15 protein-coding genes are annotated in these 17,961 nt (G+C 60.7%); 7 read left to right on the forward strand and 8 right to left on the reverse strand.

All coding sequences use genetic code 11. The features are described 5' to 3' along the window. The 4 genes from RMV17_RS01920 (at nucleotide 1) to hemE (ending at nucleotide 9,248) form a co-directional block, all read left to right on the forward strand. The gene (locus RMV17_RS01920; protein WP_034152953.1) at nucleotides 1–1,593 is read left to right on the forward strand and encodes an AAA family ATPase; all 1,593 of its coding nucleotides are present in this window, start codon (nucleotides 1–3) and stop codon (nucleotides 1,591–1,593) included. A 349-nt stretch (nucleotides 1,594–1,942) separates the two neighbouring features. After that, complete coding sequence (gltB, locus tag RMV17_RS01925) at nucleotides 1,943–6,388, forward strand: glutamate synthase large subunit (protein ID WP_311885158.1); 4,446 nt, start codon at nucleotides 1,943–1,945, stop codon at nucleotides 6,386–6,388. 126 nt (nucleotides 6,389–6,514) lie between these two features. Further along, the gene (locus RMV17_RS01930; RefSeq protein ID WP_039757038.1) at nucleotides 6,515–7,933 is read left to right on the forward strand and encodes an FAD-dependent oxidoreductase; all 1,419 of its coding nucleotides are present in this window, start codon (nucleotides 6,515–6,517) and stop codon (nucleotides 7,931–7,933) included. Between the two features lie 247 nt (nucleotides 7,934–8,180). Further along, a complete protein-coding gene (hemE, locus tag RMV17_RS01935) occupies nucleotides 8,181–9,248 on the forward strand; it encodes a uroporphyrinogen decarboxylase (protein ID WP_311885165.1) in 1,068 nt (355 codons plus the stop codon). A gap of 138 nt (nucleotides 9,249–9,386) precedes the next feature. Here the strand turns inward: hemE and RMV17_RS01940 are convergent, their stop codons facing one another. Beyond that, nucleotides 9,387–10,661 carry an MFS transporter gene (locus tag RMV17_RS01940; protein WP_311885167.1) on the reverse strand — a complete coding sequence of 425 codons (1,275 nt, stop codon included), beginning with the start codon at nucleotides 10,659–10,661 and terminating at the stop codon, nucleotides 9,387–9,389. Between the two features lie 118 nt (nucleotides 10,662–10,779). On the opposite strand from RMV17_RS01940, the gene RMV17_RS01945 reads away from it, so the two are divergent. After that, nucleotides 10,780–11,676, forward strand: a complete 897-nt coding sequence (locus RMV17_RS01945) for a LysR family transcriptional regulator (RefSeq protein ID WP_034152950.1) — start codon at nucleotides 10,780–10,782, stop codon at nucleotides 11,674–11,676. An 86-nt stretch (nucleotides 11,677–11,762) separates the two neighbouring features. Here the strand turns inward: RMV17_RS01945 and RMV17_RS01950 are convergent, their stop codons facing one another. Next, a complete protein-coding gene (locus tag RMV17_RS01950; protein WP_311885169.1) occupies nucleotides 11,763–12,200 on the reverse strand; it encodes an excinuclease in 438 nt (145 codons plus the stop codon). Nucleotides 12,201–12,316: 116 nt separating this feature from the next. Between RMV17_RS01950 and RMV17_RS01955 the strand changes: the two genes are divergently transcribed. After that, entirely contained in the window at nucleotides 12,317–12,619 is a 303-nt protein-coding gene (locus RMV17_RS01955; protein WP_311885171.1) for a type II toxin-antitoxin system RelE/ParE family toxin, read from the forward strand. Beyond that, nucleotides 12,616–12,903 carry an addiction module antidote protein gene (locus RMV17_RS01960; protein ID WP_038360089.1) on the forward strand — a complete coding sequence of 96 codons (288 nt, stop codon included), beginning with the start codon at nucleotides 12,616–12,618 and terminating at the stop codon, nucleotides 12,901–12,903. The genes RMV17_RS01955 and RMV17_RS01960 overlap by 4 nt, the downstream gene beginning before the upstream one ends. A gap of 57 nt (nucleotides 12,904–12,960) precedes the next feature. On the opposite strand, the gene RMV17_RS01965 is transcribed toward RMV17_RS01960, so the two are convergent. The 6 genes from RMV17_RS01965 to RMV17_RS01990 are packed head-to-tail and all read right to left on the reverse strand — an operon-like array spanning nucleotide 12,961 to nucleotide 17,858. Further along, the gene (locus tag RMV17_RS01965) at nucleotides 12,961–13,764 is read right to left on the reverse strand and encodes a hypothetical protein (RefSeq protein ID WP_034152947.1); all 804 of its coding nucleotides are present in this window, start codon (nucleotides 13,762–13,764) and stop codon (nucleotides 12,961–12,963) included. A gap of 25 nt (nucleotides 13,765–13,789) precedes the next feature. Then, nucleotides 13,790–15,016 carry a beta-ketoacyl-ACP synthase gene (locus RMV17_RS01970; RefSeq protein ID WP_311885175.1) on the reverse strand — a complete coding sequence of 409 codons (1,227 nt, stop codon included), beginning with the start codon at nucleotides 15,014–15,016 and terminating at the stop codon, nucleotides 13,790–13,792. After that, a complete protein-coding gene (fabG, locus tag RMV17_RS01975) occupies nucleotides 15,016–15,744 on the reverse strand; it encodes a 3-oxoacyl-ACP reductase FabG (protein WP_311885177.1) in 729 nt (242 codons plus the stop codon). Before fabG ends, RMV17_RS01970 begins: the two co-directional genes overlap by 1 nt. Further along, on the reverse strand, nucleotides 15,737–16,201 hold the full coding sequence (locus RMV17_RS01980; protein ID WP_311885179.1) for a hotdog family protein: 465 nt from the start codon (nucleotides 16,199–16,201) through the stop codon (nucleotides 15,737–15,739). The genes fabG and RMV17_RS01980 overlap by 8 nt, the downstream gene beginning before the upstream one ends. Continuing rightward, nucleotides 16,198–17,394: a beta-ketoacyl-[acyl-carrier-protein] synthase family protein gene (locus RMV17_RS01985; protein ID WP_034152943.1), complete on the reverse strand. Its 1,197-nt coding sequence runs from the start codon at nucleotides 17,392–17,394 to the stop codon at nucleotides 16,198–16,200. The genes RMV17_RS01980 and RMV17_RS01985 overlap by 4 nt, the downstream gene beginning before the upstream one ends. After that, nucleotides 17,391–17,858, reverse strand: a complete 468-nt coding sequence (locus RMV17_RS01990) for a hypothetical protein (RefSeq protein ID WP_409373111.1) — start codon at nucleotides 17,856–17,858, stop codon at nucleotides 17,391–17,393. The genes RMV17_RS01985 and RMV17_RS01990 overlap by 4 nt, the downstream gene beginning before the upstream one ends. Nucleotides 17,859–17,961 lie beyond the last annotated feature (103 nt).

Here is a 17,961-nt window from a genome sequence, read left to right on the forward strand (position 1 = left end):
ATGACTAGTTTGCATGCCGACGAGGCGTTCCTCGGCCATTTCCAGTTAAGTCACGACCCGTTCGCGCCACGCGTTCCGGGTTTCAAGTTCTTCCCGGCCCAGCGCAAACCGGTGCTGGGTCAATTGCATCATCTGGCGCGCTATAGCCAGTTGCTGCTGGTGGTCACCGGGCCGCAAGGCAGCGGCAAGACGCTGCTGCGTCAGGCGCTGGTCGCCAGCACCAACAAGCAGTCGGTACAGAGCGTGGTGGTTTCCGCCCGTGGTGCCGGTGATGCCGCTGGCGTGCTGCGCCAGGTGGCGCAGGCGCTGAACGTCGCTCAGGCCGAAGTTGGCGCGATTCTGGATCAAGTGGTGCAACTCGCACTGACCGGCCAGGAAGTCTATCTGTTGGTGGACGACGCCGAGCAGCTCGATGAATCCGCCCTTGAAGCGCTGATGGCGCTGGGTGCCGGCGCACCGGAAGGTCGCCCGCACGTGTTCCTGTTCGGTGAGTCGTCGCTGATCGCTCAGCTCGAGGCTTTGCACCTTGAGGAAGAGCGTTTCCACGTCATCGAGTTGCAGCCGTACACCGAAGAAGAGACCCGCGAATATCTCGACCAACGGCTCGAAGGTGCGGGCCGGGGTGTCGAACTTTTCAGCGCAGATCAGATCTCTGATATTCACGAAAGTGCCGAGGGTTGGCCGGGCAACATCAACCAGGTCGCTCGCGATGCTCTGATCGAAGTCATGATTGCCAGCCGCTCTGCGGTCAAGCGTCCAAGTATGGGGTTCAACATGCCGAAGAAACACGTATTGGCCATTTCTGCCGTCGTTGTGGTCGCGGTCGCCGCCGCCTGGCTGATGCCGGGTCGCAACAAGGCGCCGACCACCGGTGCACCGGCCAATGAGCAGGCACAGTTGCCATTGGGCCAGGGCGCAGCCAATGGCGGCGCGCCGAACGTCGAGTTCGCCGGTAATACACAGCCGATGCCGCTGCCGCTGGTCGGCAACTCGCAACCGGTGATGCGCGGCCCGCTGGCCGAAGCGGCCGGTGGCATTACCGAAGGCGACGATGGCGTGCCGCTGGAAGGTTCCAGCGCTACTCCGCCAACCGTGACCACTTCCGCGCCACCTGCGGGCGTTCCGGCCGGTCCTGCGCCGACTCCGGTTCCGTTGCCAGCCGCCAAGCCGACGCCGGCGCCGACGCAAGTTGCCACCGCCAAGCCTGCTCCGGCAGCGCCAGCGGCGAAACCGGCTCCAGCGCCGGCCAAGCCAGTGGCTGCCGCCAAACCGGCCGAGAAGCCGGCGACCGTCGCCAAGGCTGCCGGTGGCAGCTGGTACGCCGGCCAGCCGACCGGCAACTACGTGGTGCAGATCCTCGGCACCAGCTCCGAAGCCACTGCGCAAAACTTCGTCAAAGAGCAGGGCGGCGAGTACCGTTATTTCAAGAAAGTCCTCAACGGCAAACCGCTTTACGTGATCACCTACGGCAACTTTGCCAATCGTGATGCGGCCGTTTCTGCCATCAAGGCCTTGCCAGCGAAGGTTCAGGCTGGTAAACCTTGGCCTCGCACTGTCGCCAGCGTCCAACAGGAACTGGCAACAACTCGCTGAAGATTCGGCGGCCTTACCCAGGCCGCCTCTCCAAGCACCTCAAAATTTCTACGAGTGCGCGCTTCCTTCCAGGTCGCGTGCCTTGTGGTGTCTGCGTCACAGTAGTCTTTGAGTCGTTGCGGTCAAAATTAAAAAAGTTTTGACTAGCACAGCAGATCGCTTTAAACCTTTCACAAATGCGACATGAATTTGCGACATTTCGTCGTCAAATTTGTGAGCCTCTGTGTCGCTGTGTACAATGACCACCCTTTTGCCCCCGCCAAGCCGGCGTACGTTCGGCGCAGGACGCAAGTGGTTGAATTGAAAAGAAATTTGCCTCGAAAAGAGGCAGCCTGGTGAGAAAGTGTCTATGAAAGCAGGTCTGTACCAACCAGATGAATTCAAGGATAACTGCGGTTTCGGCCTGATAGCCCACATGCAGGGCGAGCCCAGTCATACCCTTTTGCAAACGGCCATCGAGGCCCTGACCTGCATGACCCACCGCGGTGGGATTAATGCCGACGGCAAGACCGGTGACGGTTGCGGTCTGCTGATTCAAAAGCCTGACGCGTTCCTGCGTGCCATTGCCCAGGAAACCTTCAGCGTCGAACTGCCCAAGCAATATGCCGTGGGTATGGTCTTCTTCAACCAGGATCCGGCCAAAGCCGAAGCCGCTCGCGAGAACATGAACCGCGAGATCCTCGCTGAAGGCCTGCAACTGATCGGCTGGCGCAAAGTGCCGATCGACACCAGCGTCCTCGGCCGTCTGGCCCTTGAACGCCTGCCACAGATCGAGCAGGTGTACATCGGCGGCGAAGGCCTGAGCGATCAGGACATGGCCGTGAAGCTGTTCAGCGCACGTCGCCGTTCGTCGGTGGCCAACGCCGTCGACAGCGACCACTACATTTGCAGCTTTTCGCACAAGACCATCATCTATAAAGGCCTGATGATGCCGGCCGATCTGGCCGCGTTCTATCCAGACCTGAGCGACGAGCGCCTGCAAACCGCGATCTGCGTATTCCACCAGCGCTTCTCGACCAACACCCTGCCGAAATGGCCGCTGGCTCAGCCATTCCGCTTCCTCGCCCACAACGGCGAGATCAACACCATCACCGGCAACCGTAACTGGGCACAGGCCCGTCGGACCAAGTTCACCAATGATCTGATGGATCTGGAAGAACTCGGCCCGCTGGTCAACCGTGTCGGCTCCGACTCGTCGAGCATGGACAACATGCTCGAGCTGATGGTCACCGGTGGCATCGACCTGTTCCGTGGCGTGCGAATGATCATTCCGCCTGCGTGGCAGAACGTCGAAACCATGGACCCGGATCTGCGTGCGTTCTACGAGTACAACTCGATGCACATGGAGCCGTGGGACGGCCCGGCTGGCGTAGTAATGACCGACGGTCGTTACGCGGTGTGCCTGCTCGACCGTAACGGTCTGCGTCCGGCGCGCTGGGTCACCACCACCAACGGTTTCATCACCCTCGCCTCGGAAATCGGCGTGTGGGATTACAAGCCTGAAGACGTGATTGCCAAGGGCCGTGTCGGCCCTGGCCAGATCTTCGCGGTGGACACCGAAACCGGGCAGATCCTCGACACCGATGCGATCGACAACCGTCTGAAGTCCCGTCATCCGTACAAGCAATGGTTGCGCAAGAATGCCCTGCGCATTCAGGCGACCATGGAAGACAACGACCACGGTTCGGCGTTCTACGACGTCGATCAGCTCAAGCAATACATGAAGATGTATCAGGTCACGTTCGAAGAGCGCGATCAGGTGCTGCGTCCGCTCGGCGAACAGGGCTACGAAGCCGTTGGCTCGATGGGCGACGACACGCCGATGGCCGTGCTGTCGCAGCGCGTGCGCACGCCGTACGACTATTTCCGCCAGCAGTTCGCGCAGGTCACCAACCCGCCGATCGACCCGCTGCGTGAAGCGATCGTAATGTCGCTGGAAATCTGCCTCGGTGCCGAGCGCAACATTTTCCAGGAGTCGCCGGAACACGCTTCGCGCGTGATCCTCAGCTCGCCGGTCATCTCCCCGGCCAAGTGGCGCTCGCTGATGAACCTCGACCGCCCGGGTTTCGAGCGGCAGATCATCGACCTCAACTACGACGAAAGCGTTGGCCTCGAAGCGGCGATCCGCAATGTCGCCGATCAGGCTGAAGAAGCCGTGCGCGGCGGGCGTACCCAGATCGTCCTGAGCGACCGCCATATCGCCCCGGGCAAGCTGCCGATCCACGCCTCGCTGGCGACCGGTGCCGTGCACCACCGTCTGACCGAAAAAGGTCTGCGTTGCGATTCCAACATCCTCGTTGAAACCGCGACCGCCCGTGACCCGCATCACTTTGCGGTGCTGATCGGTTTCGGCGCCTCGGCGGTGTATCCGTTCCTGGCCTACGAAGTGCTGGGCGACCTGATCCGTACCGGTGAAGTGCTGGGCGACCTCTATGAGGTGTTCAAGAACTACCGCAAAGGCATCACCAAAGGTCTGCTGAAGATTCTGTCGAAGATGGGCATCTCGACCATCGCTTCGTACCGTGGTGCGCAGCTGTTCGAAGCCATTGGCCTGTCCGAAGAAGTCTGTGACCTGAGCTTCCGTGGCGTGCCAAGCCGCATCAAGGGTGCGCGTTTCGTCGACATCGAAGCCGAGCAGAAAGCACTCGCCACTGAAGCCTGGAGTCCGCGCAAGCCGATCCAGCAGGGCGGTCTGCTGAAGTTCGTCCACGGTGGCGAATACCACGCCTACAACCCGGACGTGGTCAACACCCTGCAAGCCGCTGTGCAGCAGGGCGACTACGCCAAGTTCAAGGAATACACCTCGCTGGTGGACAACCGTCCGGTGTCGATGATCCGCGACCTGTTCAAGGTCAAGACCCTCGATACGCCGCTGGACATCAGTGAAATCGAGCCGCTGGAATCGGTGCTCAAGCGCTTCGACTCCGCCGGTATCTCGCTGGGCGCCCTGTCGCCGGAAGCTCACGAAGCCTTGGCCGAAGCCATGAACCGCCTCGGTGCGCGTTCCAACTCCGGCGAAGGTGGTGAAGACCCGGCGCGTTACGGCACCATCAAAAGCTCGAAAATCAAGCAGGTTGCGACTGGCCGCTTTGGTGTGACGCCGGAATATCTGGTCAACGCCGAAGTGCTGCAGATCAAGGTCGCGCAAGGCGCCAAGCCGGGCGAGGGCGGGCAACTGCCGGGCGGCAAAGTCAACGGGCTGATCGCCAAGCTGCGTTACGCAGTGCCGGGCGTAACCCTGATTTCGCCGCCGCCGCACCACGACATCTATTCGATCGAAGACTTGTCACAGCTGATTTTCGACTTGAAACAGGTCAACCCGAAGGCGCTGGTTTCGGTGAAACTGGTAGCTGAAGCAGGCGTCGGCACTATCGCCGCCGGTGTGGCCAAGGCCTATGCGGACTTGATCACCATCTCCGGCTATGACGGTGGCACCGGTGCTTCGCCGCTGACCTCGATCAAATACGCCGGCGCACCGTGGGAACTCGGCCTCGCCGAAACCCACCAGACCCTGCGCGGTAATGACCTGCGCGGCAAAGTCCGGGTGCAGACCGACGGCGGCCTGAAAACCGGTCTCGACGTGATCAAGGCTGCGATCCTCGGCGCCGAAAGCTTCGGCTTCGGTACTGCGCCAATGATCGCGCTGGGCTGCAAATACCTGCGTATCTGCCACCTGAACAACTGCGCCACCGGCGTTGCGACCCAGAACGAGAAGCTGCGCAAGGATCACTACATCGGCACCGTCGACATGGTGGTGAATTTCTTCACCTACGTCGCCGAAGAAACCCGTGAGTGGCTGGCCAAGCTCGGCGTGCGCTCCCTCGAAGAGCTGATCGGTCGTACCGATCTGCTGGAAATCCTCGAAGGCCAGACCGCCAAGCAGAACCACCTCGATCTGACGCCGCTGTTGGGCAGCGATCACATCCCGGCGGACAAGCCACAGTTCTGCGGCGTTGAGCGCAACCCGCCGTTCGACCAAGGCCTGCTGGCCGAGAAAATGATCGAGATGGCCTCGTCGGCGATCAATGACATGAGCGGCGCCGAGTTCGATCTGGACATCTGCAACTGCGACCGTTCGATCGGCGCGCGGATCTCCGGCGAAATCGCCCGCAAGCACGGCAACCAGGGGATGGCGAAAGCGCCGATCACCTTCCGCTTCAAAGGCACTGCCGGTCAGAGCTTCGGCGTGTGGAACGCCGGCGGTCTGAACATGTACCTGGAAGGCGACGCCAACGACTACGTCGGCAAAGGCATGACCGGTGGCAAGCTGACCATCGTGCCGCCGAAGGGCAGCGTTTACAAAACTCAGGAAAGCGCCATCATCGGCAACACCTGCCTGTACGGCGCGACGGGCGGCAAGCTGTTTGCCGCCGGCACCGCAGGCGAGCGTTTCGCCGTGCGCAACTCCGGTGCCCACACGGTTGTGGAAGGCACTGGCGATCACTGCTGTGAGTACATGACCGGTGGTTTTGTCTGCGTTCTGGGCAAGACCGGTTACAACTTCGGCTCTGGCATGACCGGTGGTTTCGCCTACGTGCTCGACCAGGACAACACCTTCGTTGACCGGGTCAACCACGAACTGGTGGAAATTCAGCGGATCAGCGGCGAGGCGATGGAAGCCTATCGCAGCCACCTGCAAAACGTGCTGAACGAGTACGTCGCGGAAACCGACAGCGAGTGGGGTCGTGAACTCGCCGAAAACCTCGATGACTACCTGCGCCGTTTCTGGCTGGTCAAACCGAAGGCGGCGAGTTTGAAATCTCTGCTCTCCAGTACTCGTGCGAGTCCGCAATAACGGCGCAGCTGCAAGCCACTGGCTTCAAGCGGCAAGCTGGAGCCAGTGCGCGCTGTAATGGACTAATGTGATTTTCTTGCAGCTTGAAGCTTGTAGCTTGGAGCTGTCGTGTAAGAGGTTTTGAAGATGGCCGAACGTCTCAGTAACGACTTTCAATTCATCGATGTCGGGCGCAAAGATCCGAAGAAGAAACTGTTGCGTCAACGCAAGAAAGAGTTCGTCGAAATCTACGAACCGTTCAAACCCCAGCAGTCGGCCGATCAGGCCCACCGCTGCCTGGGTTGCGGCAACCCGTATTGCGAATGGAAGTGCCCGGTGCACAACTTCATTCCGAACTGGCTGAAGCTGGTGGCCGAAGGCAACATCCTTCAGGCCGCCGAACTGTCGCACCAGACCAACACCCTGCCGGAAGTCTGCGGCCGGGTGTGCCCGCAGGATCGTCTGTGCGAGGGTGCCTGCACCCTTAACGACGGTTTCGGCGCGGTGACCATCGGTTCGGTCGAGAAATACATCACCGACACCGCGTTCGCCATGGGCTGGCGCCCTGACATGTCCAAGGTCAAACCGACCGGCAAACGTGTCGCGATCATCGGTGCGGGCCCGGCGGGTCTGGGCTGTGCCGACGTGCTGGTACGCGGCGGCGTGACCCCGGTGGTGTTCGACAAGAACCCGGAAATCGGTGGCTTGCTGACCTTCGGCATCCCCGAGTTCAAGCTTGAGAAGACCGTGCTGAGCAATCGTCGCGAAGTCTTCACCGGCATGGGCATCGAGTTCCGTCTGAATACCGAAGTCGGCAAAGACGTGACCATGGAGCAACTGCTCGCCGAATACGATGCGGTGTTCATGGGCATGGGCACCTACACCTACATGAAGGGCGGTTTTGCCGGTGAAGACCTGCCGGGCGTCTATGACGCACTGGACTTCCTGATCGCTAACGTCAATCGCAACCTGGGCTTTGAAAAGTCGCCGGAAGATTTCGTCGACATGAAAGGCAAAAAGGTTGTGGTGCTCGGCGGCGGCGACACGGCGATGGACTGCAATCGCACGTCGATCCGTCAGGGCGCCAAGTCGGTGACCTGCGCTTATCGTCGTGACGAAGCGAACATGCCCGGCTCGCGCAAAGAGGTGAAGAACGCCAAGGAAGAAGGCGTGAAATTCCTCTACAACCGCCAGCCGATCGCTATCGTCGGTGAGGACAAGGTCGAAGGCGTTAAAGTGGTCGAGACCCGTCTCGGCGAACCGGACGCCCGTGGCCGTCGCAGCCCTGAGCCGATCCCGGGCTCCGAAGAGATCATCCCGGCCGACGCCGTGGTCATCGCCTTCGGTTTCCGCCCGAGCCCGGCGCCGTGGTTCGAACAGTTCGAGATCCAGACCGACAGCCAGGGCCGCGTTGTTGCGCCTGAGCAAGGTCAGTACAAGCACCAGACCAGCAACCCGAAAATCTTTGCCGGTGGCGACATGGTGCGCGGTTCCGACCTGGTGGTGACGGCGATCTTCGAAGGCCGCAACGCCGCCGAAGGGATCCTTGATTACCTGGGCGTCTAAACCCGTCTAGCTGACTGCAATGCAATACCTGTGGGAGCTGGCTTGCCAGCGATAGCATCACCTCGGTTAATCTGGCACACCGAGGTGTCCGCATCGCTGGCAAGCCAGCTCCCACAGTGTTTTGTGGTGTTGCAAAATCTGTATTCCAACGCAATAAATTGACCCGATAGACAAAAGGCTGACCTGCATCCGTGCCTTTTGCGTCGCGCTCTGAGAAAATGCCCGCACTTTTTTTCCGGATGCCGACATGACTGCCCTGAAGAACGACCGTTTCCTCCGCGCCCTGCTCAAGCAACCCGTTGACGTCACCCCGGTGTGGATGATGCGCCAGGCCGGCCGCTACCTGCCGGAATACCGCGCCAGCCGCGCCCAGGCCGGTGATTTCATGAGCCTGTGCATGAATCCGGAATTCGCCTGCGAAGTCACGATGCAACCGCTCGACCGCTATCCACAACTGGACGCGGCGATCCTGTTTTCCGACATCCTCACCATCCCCGATGCCATGGGCCAGGGCCTGTACTTCGAGACCGGTGAAGGTCCGCGTTTCAAGAAAGTTGTCAGCACCCTCGCTGACATCGAAGCCCTGCCGATCCCTGATCCACACAAAGACCTCGGCTACGTCATGGACGCGGTCAGCACCATCCGTCGCGAACTGAACGGTCGTGTGCCGCTGATCGGTTTCTCCGGCAGCCCGTGGACCCTGGCGACCTACATGGTCGAAGGCGGTTCGTCGAAAGACTTCCGCAAGACCAAAGCGATGCTCTACGACAACCCGCAAGCCATGCACCTGCTGCTGGATAAACTGGCGCAGTCGGTGACCTCGTACCTCAACGGCCAGATCATGGCCGGTGCGCAAGCGGTGCAGATCTTCGATACCTGGGGCGGCAGTCTGTCGGCGGCGGCGTATCAGGAATTCTCGCTGGCCTACATGAAGAAAATCGTCAGCGGCCTGATCCGCGAACACGACGGACGCAAAGTGCCGGTGATCCTCTTCACCAAAAACGGCGGCCTGTGGCTGGAAAGCATCGCCGAGGCTGGCGCCGACGCATTGGGCCTGGACTGGACCTGCGACATCGGCAACGCCCGCGCCCGTGTTGGTGACAAGGTTGCGCTGCAAGGCAACATGGACCCGACCGTGCTCTACGCCAAACCGGAAGCGATCCGCACTGAAGTCGGACGCATTCTGGCCAGCTACGGCAAGGGCAGCGGCCACGTGTTCAACCTCGGCCATGGCATCACCCCTGAGGTTGATCCGGAGCATGCTGGCGCTTTCCTGCGTGCGGTGCATGAGTTGTCGGCGCAGTATCACGAGTGATCGCCACACAGCTCTAATAACAGAAAACAAAACGCCCGGCTTTTGCCGGGCTTTTTTTCAAGATCAAAAGATCGCAGCCTTCGGCAGCTCCTACATGGGATTAATGTAGGAGCTGCCGAAGGCTGCGATCTTTTGCTTTCAGGCTCTGACACCGCTGAGAGGCGGCAACTTCGCCAGTTTCAACGCCACCAGCAACGCGATCAGCAACAACGAGCCGATAAACAAACCAATCCCGTTCCAGCTGCCCAAATGCCAGAACACCCCGCCCGCCGTCCCGGCAATGCTCGACCCGGCGTAGTAGCTGAACAGATATAACGACGACGCCTGCCCCTTGGCCTTGGTCGCGCGACGGCCGATCCAGCTGCTCGCCACCGAATGCGCGCCAAAGAAGCCAAAGGTGAAAATCAACATGCCGACAATCACCAGCGGCAGCGGCGTAAACATTGTCAACGCAAGACCGGCAAACATCAGCGCAATGGTCGCCCACAACACTTTGCGTCGCCCCAGTTTATCGGCGAGCGAACCGATCTTCGCCGAGCTGTAGATACCCGACAGATACACCACCGACAGCAAGCCCACGAACACCTGATCAAGGTTGTACGGCGCCGCCAACAGGCGATAGCCGATGTAGTTGAACAGCGTGACGAATGCGCCCATCAACAGGAATGCTTCAAGAAACAGCAGCGGCAGGCCGGCATCACGAAAGTGCATGGTGAAACCGTCGAGCAAACTGCGTGGGTGCAGTGAGCGCGAACGGAAGTTGCGCGACTCCGGAAGGATCTTCCAGAACACCGCTGCGGCAATCATCGCCAGACCGCCGATCACCAGCATCGCCGTGTGCCAGCTGACAAAATCGATCAGCACACCGGTGATCAAGCGCCCGCTCATCCCGCCAATCGCGTTGCCGCCGATGTATAAACCCATCGCAAGACCGATGTGTTGCGGATAGATCTCTTCACTCAGATAGGTCATTGCCACCGCCGCAAGTCCGCTCAGCGACAGCCCGATCAGCGCACGCATGATCAGCACGCCTTCCCAACTCGGCATCATCGCACTGGCCATCGTGCAAAGCGCTGCCGCGAACAGCGCAGTCACCATCACCGGCTTGCGTCCGACCCGATCAGAGATCGGCCCGGTGATCAGCAGGCCGATGGCGAGCATGCCGGTGGCGACCGAAAGGATCAGGCTGCTCTGCGCCGCGTTGATCCCGTACTCATGGGACAACAGCGGCATCATCGGCTGCACGCAATAGAGCAGGGCAAACGTCGCGAAGCCGCCGCTGAACAGCGCCAGCACCGTGCGCATGAACATCGGCGTGCCTTTTTCGATGTAGATATCTTGCAGCTCGGCGACGACATCGTCGGCCGCAGCGGGCGGGACTTCATGGGCTAGGGGCGCGACAGCAGTTTTCACTTCAGACCTCGGAGGGCACGGCCAGGCAGGCAATGAAAAAATCATATAGCTGGCTAATGTTTCTATCCAATATATTGTTCGACCTGTTTGATAGCTTTAACGACCTAATGGGGTTTCCATGGAATTGCGTCATCTGCGCTACTTCATCGCCGTCGCCGAAGAACTGCATTTCGGCCGCGCGGCACAAGTGCTGGGCATCTCGCAGCCGCCGCTGAGCCAGCAGATTCAGGCGCTGGAGCAAGAGGTCGGTGCGCGCTTGTTCGAGCGCACCAATCGTCGGGTCGAGCTGAGTGAGGCGGGGCGATTGTTTCTGGAGGAGGCGCGGCTGGTGCTGGCGCAGGTCGACAAAGCGGCAGATGTTGCCAGGCGTGCGCAGCTCGGTGAACTGGGCGAGTTGAAGATCGGTTTCACCTCGTCGGCGCCATTCAACTCGACTATTCCGCAGGCGATCTTTTCCTTTCGCCAGCGTTTTCCGGCGGTGCACCTCAACCTGCGCGAAATGAGTAGCACGCAAGTTGCCGAGGGCTTGGTGGATGAGTCAATCGAGGTAGGGATCATGCGCCCGCTGGGGTTGCCGGATTCCTTGAGTGTGGTGGAGTTGATGCGCGAGCCGCTGGTCGCGGTGCTCGGTTCCAAGCATCCGTTGGCGCAAGGCAGTGAAGAAGGACTGTTCCTCTCGGCGCTGGCGCTGGAGCCGTTCGTGTTCTTTCCGCGCAGTTACGGCAGCGGGCTGTATGCGCAATTGCTGAGCCTGGCGCGCGATGCCGGGTTCAGCCCGCACTTCGCCCAAGAGGCGGGCGAGGCGATGACCATTATCGGCCTGGTCGCAGCGGGGCTGGGGGTTTCGGTGCTGCCGGCGTCTTATCAGAGGATGCGCATCGACGGCGTGGTCTACCGACCGTTGCTCGATCCGGAAGCGGTGTCTGCGGTGTGGCTGGTGCAGCGCAAGGATCAGAAATCGCCAATGGCCAAGGCGTTTGTCGACCTTCTTACGCGAAAGGTCGAGTCCGCTTAAAAGATCGCAGCCTTCGGCAGTTCCTACGGAGAAACGCGAATTCCATTGTAGGAGCTGCCGAAGGCTGCGATCTTTTGATCTTGCCGTTAGGGCAACCGCACCAAATCCCCCCTCAACGACACCCGCGTGACAAATATCCCCGCCCTGCATTCATACGTATTCAAATCCTTGCGCACATGCTGGTCGTAATAACTGACGATATTGACCACCGCATTCGCCCCGACCCGTTTGGCATCGGCCTGCAGCTTGATCAGATTCGACTGCAACACCCACTCGCAGGAATCGTGGTCACTCTTGTTGAAGCCGTTGGTCTTCAAATCACTGACCACCCCCCGGCGCAACAACTGCTGCGTCCCCTGCGGCCCATTGCCGAGCAGATAGAACTTCACGCTGCCATCCAGCCGTCCGGCGCGAATGGCGTCCGAGAGCACGGTTTCGAAGGGCATGTACATCAGGTGGGTGGCGTGGCTGGCGCTGGGCAGTAGCGCGAAAAGCGCGGCGGCGATCAGGGCTTTCACATGCATGGTCATCTCCTTGACGTAGCGATGAACATTCGCTGATTGAAAGAGTGTAGACACCGTACATCTGCTACAGAGAAAACAGTGTGGAGCATGTGTAGCTCAAAGGCTACACTTCGGCCATGACTGAGATTCTTCGAAGTTCTACATTTTCCAGCTGGCTTTTAAAGTTGGCTGATAGTCGCGCCAGGATGCGTATTCAGGTGCGGATTGATCGTATGGCTGACGGAAATTTTGGCGATGTCAAAGCTATCGGTGAAGGGCTCAGCGAAGTCAGAATTGACTATGGCCCCGGAGGAGTCTATTTCATGCAACAAGGTCGGCAAGTGGTCATCCTCCTATGCGGCGGAGACAAGAGCAGCCAACCCCGAGACATCAAGCAAGCCAGGCTCATCGCGGAGTCCTGGCAGGAGCAAAACCCATGACCGAAAAATTCACTCGTTGGGACTCAGCCGAGTACCTCAAGACAGAAGAGGACATGGCTAACTATCTGGACGCCTGCATGGAGGAGGCTGGAGATGACCCGGCTTTTATCGCCAAGGCACTTGGCACCATAGCGAGAGCGCGAGGCATGACTCAGGTCGCACGTGACGCAGGGTTGTCCCGAGAGAGCCTCTACCGCGCACTATCAGGTGAAGGAAACCCCGAGTTCGGAACAATCCTGAAAGTGGTGAAGGCGTTAGGGTTGAAGTTACACGCCAGTACTTGATCCGGGCTGAATGACAAAGGGCGCCGAATGGCGCCCTTTGTCGTTTCTACAATCCCATCAATCCACGTGCGCCAGATCCCCGCGCAACGCCACACTCGACACCACCAGCCCGGCACGGCACTGGAATTTTTCGGTGTCTTTGTACAGGTCGCGCTGGTCGACGCTGGCGATGTTGATCACCGCGTTGGCGTCGGCTTTCTTCGCGGCGTTCTGCAAGGTGGCCAGCGCCGATTGCAGGGCCCAGAAGCAGGCGTCTTGGTCGGATTTGTTCGAGCCGTTGGTCTTGCGGCTGCTGCTCACGGTGTCAAGTTTGCGCACCTGTTTTGGCAGCGTTTCGCCAGCCAGGTAGAACTTCACGCTGCCATCGAGCAGGCCGGCGTCGGTGGCGCGTTTGACGCCTTCACGGAAGCTCAGGTAAGTCGGCTCGTCGGCGCCTTGTTTGACGATGCCCAGGTCGTTGACGAACTCGATGTCCGGGTTGATCGACAGTTCTTTGAGCACGTTGTCGCGCAGGCGGTTGACCCAGCGGTTGTAGTTGCCGTGGATCTTGCCGTCCTTGGCATCGAGGCCGTAGCTGCTGCGGTAGTCGATTTCGAACGAAGTCGGGGTGAACGGAATGTCGACCTCAGCGTGATGGCGACCGCGTACGGTGATCGCCGCTTTGATCATGCCCGGACGCACCGATTGCACGACCCATTGGCGGTCGTTGAGCGCGGTGACGATGGCGCGGCTCATCTGTTGCTGGGTGAAGCCGAGGTTGGGCGAGAACTCTTCCTTGGCGTTGTAAACCGGTTTGCTGGTGCAACCGCCGAGCACAAAAGCCAGTGCCAACAGAGCGGCGATGCGGTGAAACTGAGTCATTCCCTTCACTCCAAACGTGGTGCGGTCAGTGCCAGCGGCGGAAAATCAACGAGGTGTTGACGCCACCAAAAGCGAAATTGTTGTTCATCACATAGTCGTGATGCATCTGGCGGAATTCGCCGCGCAGGTAATCGAGTTTGCCGCAGTGCGGATCGACCTCGTCGAGGTTGAACGTGTGCACGTACAGGTCGCGGTTCATCATCTCGATGCTGAACCACGACTCCAGCGCGCCGCAGGCGCCAAGGGTGTGGCCGAGGAAGCTCTTCTGCGAGCTGATCGGCATGCGTTCACCGAACAAACTGCTGGTCGCCAGTGTTTCGGCAATGTCGCCCTGTTCTGTAGCCGTGCCGTGACCATTTACATAACCAATGTCATCCGGGGTCAGGCCGGCGTCTTCCAGCGCCAGTTCCATGGCGCGGCGCATGGTCACTTGTTCCGGGCGTGTGGTGTGCTGGCCGTCGGCGTTGCTGCCGAAGCCGACGATCTCGGCGTGAATGTGCGCACCGCGGGCGAGGGCGTGCTCCAGCTCTTCGAGGACCAGAATGCCGCCACCTTCACCGATCACCAGACCATCGCGGCCCTTGTCGTACGGGCGTGGACTGGTCTGTGGCGCATCGTTTTTCAGGCTGGTGGCGTAGAGCGCGTCGAAGACCATGGCTTCGGTCGGGCACAGCTCTTCGGCGCCGCCGGCGAGCATCAACGGCAGGCGGCCGAACTTGATCGCCTCGTAGGCGTAACCGATGCCCTGGCTGCCGCTGGTGCACGCGCTGGACGTCGGGATCAGCCGCCCGGTCAGGCCAAAAAAGATGCTGATATTGGCCGCCGTGGTGTGCGGCATCATCCGCACGTAGGAGTTGGCATTGAGGCCTTCGGCCACCGAGTTGAGCAGCATGTTGCCGAACGCTTTGATCTCGTCGGTGCTGCCGGTAGACGAACCGCAAGCCACGCCCATTCTGCCGTCCTTGATCGATTCGTCACCGAGCAAACCGGCGTCAGCCAGGGCGTTTTCTGCCGCACGAACCGCCAGCCGCGACACCCGACCCATGCTGCGCAATTGCTTGCGGGTCCAGTGCGCGGGCACTACAAAGTCATCGATCGGCCCGGCCAAGCGGGTGTTGAGTTCGCTGAAACGATCCCACTCGTCCATCCGGCGGATGCCACTGCGGTTGGCTGCGAAGTTGCCGGCGATGGTCTCCCAGTCACTGCCCAGCGAGGTGATGCCGGCCATGCCGGTGACGACGACGCGCTTCATCAGCACAAGCCTCCGTTGACCGCCAGCACCTGGCGGGTGATGTACGAGGCTTCCGCCGACATCAGGAAATTCACCGCACTGGCCACCTCTTCCGGGGTGCCCATGCGTTGCGCGGGGATCATCTTCATCAATTCTTCCACCGGCACGTTTTCGTCGAGCATCGCGGTGTCGATCAGGCCCGGTGCGACGCAGTTAACCGTGATTTTGCGCTTGCCCAGCTCGATCGCCAACGCCTTTGCCGCGCCGATCACCCCGGCCTTCGAAGCGCTGTAGTTGACCTGGCCACGGTTGCCGATCAGCCCCGACACCGAGGTGATGCAAACAATGCGACCCGCGGCGCGACGGCGGATCATCGGCATCATCACCGGGTGCAGAACGTTGTAGAAACCGTCGAGGTTGGTGCGTAAAACTACGTCCCAGTCGTCGTCGCTCAGCGCCGGAAAGGCACCGTCGCGGGTCAGCCCGGCGTTCAACACCACGCCGTAATAGGCGCCATGGGTTTCGACGTCGGCTTCCAGAATGGTTTTGCAGGTTTCGCGATCGGCGACGTCGAATTGCAGTATCCGCGCCTTGCGGCCCAGCGCTTCGACATCAGCCTGAACGGCTTGTGCTTCGGCCATGCCGCTGCGGCAATGCAGGACGATATCGTGCCCGGCCTGCGCCAGACGCAAGGCAATGGCGCGGCCGATGCCACGGCTGGAGCCGGTGACCAGTACGGATTCAGTCATCGTTCGACTCCTGTGTCTGTTGCAGATATTGGGATGGCTGGGGTGGGCGGAACACGTTCAGCCGCGCGCTGGCATGGATGCCGGCGCCGTGGATATGACATTCGAATACGCCCATGCCGTTGTCGTCTTCCAGCGAGCGCAGACCATGGATGGTCAGTTCGCTGCCGGCGGGAAACGCTTCGACGTTGCACTCGAACTTGCGCGTACCGAGCAGAAAGCCCAGTTCCACTGGATTGCCTTTCTGCCGCGCGTGGCAACCGGCAAATGCGGCGACGCTCTGCGCCATCAGTTCGATGCCGACCCAGGCCGGCAGGCTGCCGTCGGGCAGGTTGAACAGGCCATCTGGCTGGACCGTGAGGCGGGTGTAAATCTGCTCATCGTCAAAGCTTGAGATGTTGTCGATCAGAATCATGTCGCCCGCGTGGGGCAGCAATTCGGCGAGCGGCCAATCAATCATGGGGCGTCTCCGATAATCAGGCTGACGTTGTTGCCGCCAAAGGCAAACGAGTTGCTCATCAGGTAGCGGGGTGCAATGGACGTCAGGCGTTCGCTCGCGGTCACCCACTTCAGCGGCGGCAGCGCGGGATCGGCCTGCGCATCCCAGACGTGCGGCGGCAAGGCGTGAGCGGGGTTGTCGGCGCTCAGGCTCAGCCAGCAGAACGCCGCTTCCAGTGCGCCGGCTGCACCGAGGGTGTGGCCGGTCATCGGTTTGCTCGATGAGCAGGCGACGCCCTCGGGAAACAGTTCGGCGACCGCCAGACTTTCCATGGCGTCGTTGTGCTGGGTGGCGGTGCCGTGCAGGTTCAGGTAGTTGATCTGCGCTGCTTGCAGATGTGCGCGGCTCAAGGCTTTCTGCATCGCTTGCAGAGCGCCGCGCCCCGTCGGTTCAGGGGCGGAAATGTGATGGGCGTCGGAACTGGCGCCGGCGCCGAGCAGGGCAATGGCCGGGCCTTCGCCTTGTTGTTTGCTCATCACGAACAGCACCGCTGCTTCGCCGATGTTGATACCGCTGCGGTTGGCCGAGAACGGATTGCAGCGCTCGTCGGATATCGCTTCGAGTGACGAGAAACCGTTGAGGGTCAACTTGCACAGGCTGTCGACGCCGCCACACAGCACCGCGTCGCACAGACCCAGATCGAGCAAGCGCTGAGCGCTCATCAGCGCCCGGGCGCTGGAGGTGCACGCCGTGGAAATCACATAGGCCGGGCCGCTCAGTTGCAGCCAGTCGGCGAGGAAATTCGCCGGCGCGCCGAGTTCCTGTTGACGGTAATCGTATTCCGCCGGGAACTGCTGCTCGCGGATGTAGTGCGCCAGACCACGGCTGGCCTCGTCGATGCCCGAAGTGCTGGTGCCGAGGACCACGCCGATGCGCTCACGGCCGAAGGTCTGGATCGCTTGATCGATGTCATCGCGAATCTGCAACGCCGCCTCCAGCAGCAGCTGATTGTTGCGGCTGCGCTGATCAGCCAGTTCTGCGGGGATCGGCGCCAGTTCGCCGTGGACGGCGGCCACCGGCAGCTCACGTTCCGCCACCCAGCCGGACTCGCGACGCATGCCCGAGCAGTCACCGGCGAAGAGGTTGCGCGCGACGGTTTGTTTGTCGCGGCCCAGTGCGCAGATCACGCCGAGGGCATTCAGGTAAGCGGTCATGGCGTCGGTTCACCCAACGGAGAAACGCGATAGCGCGGGCCTTGAGGCAGGTTCAATTCGAAGCTCAACGGTTGTGAATAACGGATATCCCAGCGCGCCGGCAGAGAACGTTGCCCGGCCTGTACCTGCGCAGTGGGGTAATTGCGCAGCAGCTCGCCGGACGGGGTCAGGGCGAACAGCAGCGCGGCAAACAACTCCCGGGCTTCCGGGTTCGGCGGCAGCAGACCATCGGCCTGCCAGCGACCGTCAATCAGTTGCTGACGGGCCTGAGGAATACCCAATGGATCCATCATCGACCAGCGAATGCCGGGGCCTTCGCGCTGGATCACCAGCAGCCAGTCCTGGCGTTGTTCGGCTTGTTGGCGTTCGATGTGCAGTTGCAACGGGAGAGGCAAAGTCGGGTTGCCCGCAGGCAGCGGGGCCTGGCTCGCGCAGGCACTCAGGAGGACAAATACCACCAACATTAGCCACGCCACAAACCTTGTGGGAGCTGGCTTGCCAGCGATGGCGTCGGCACATCGAGCATTTTTGTTGACTGACACACCGCTATCGCTGGCAAGCCAGCTC

This window comes from Pseudomonas sp. VD-NE ins (assembly GCF_031882575.1).
Lineage (GTDB): Bacteria > Pseudomonadota > Gammaproteobacteria > Pseudomonadales > Pseudomonadaceae > Aquipseudomonas > Aquipseudomonas fluorescens_BZ.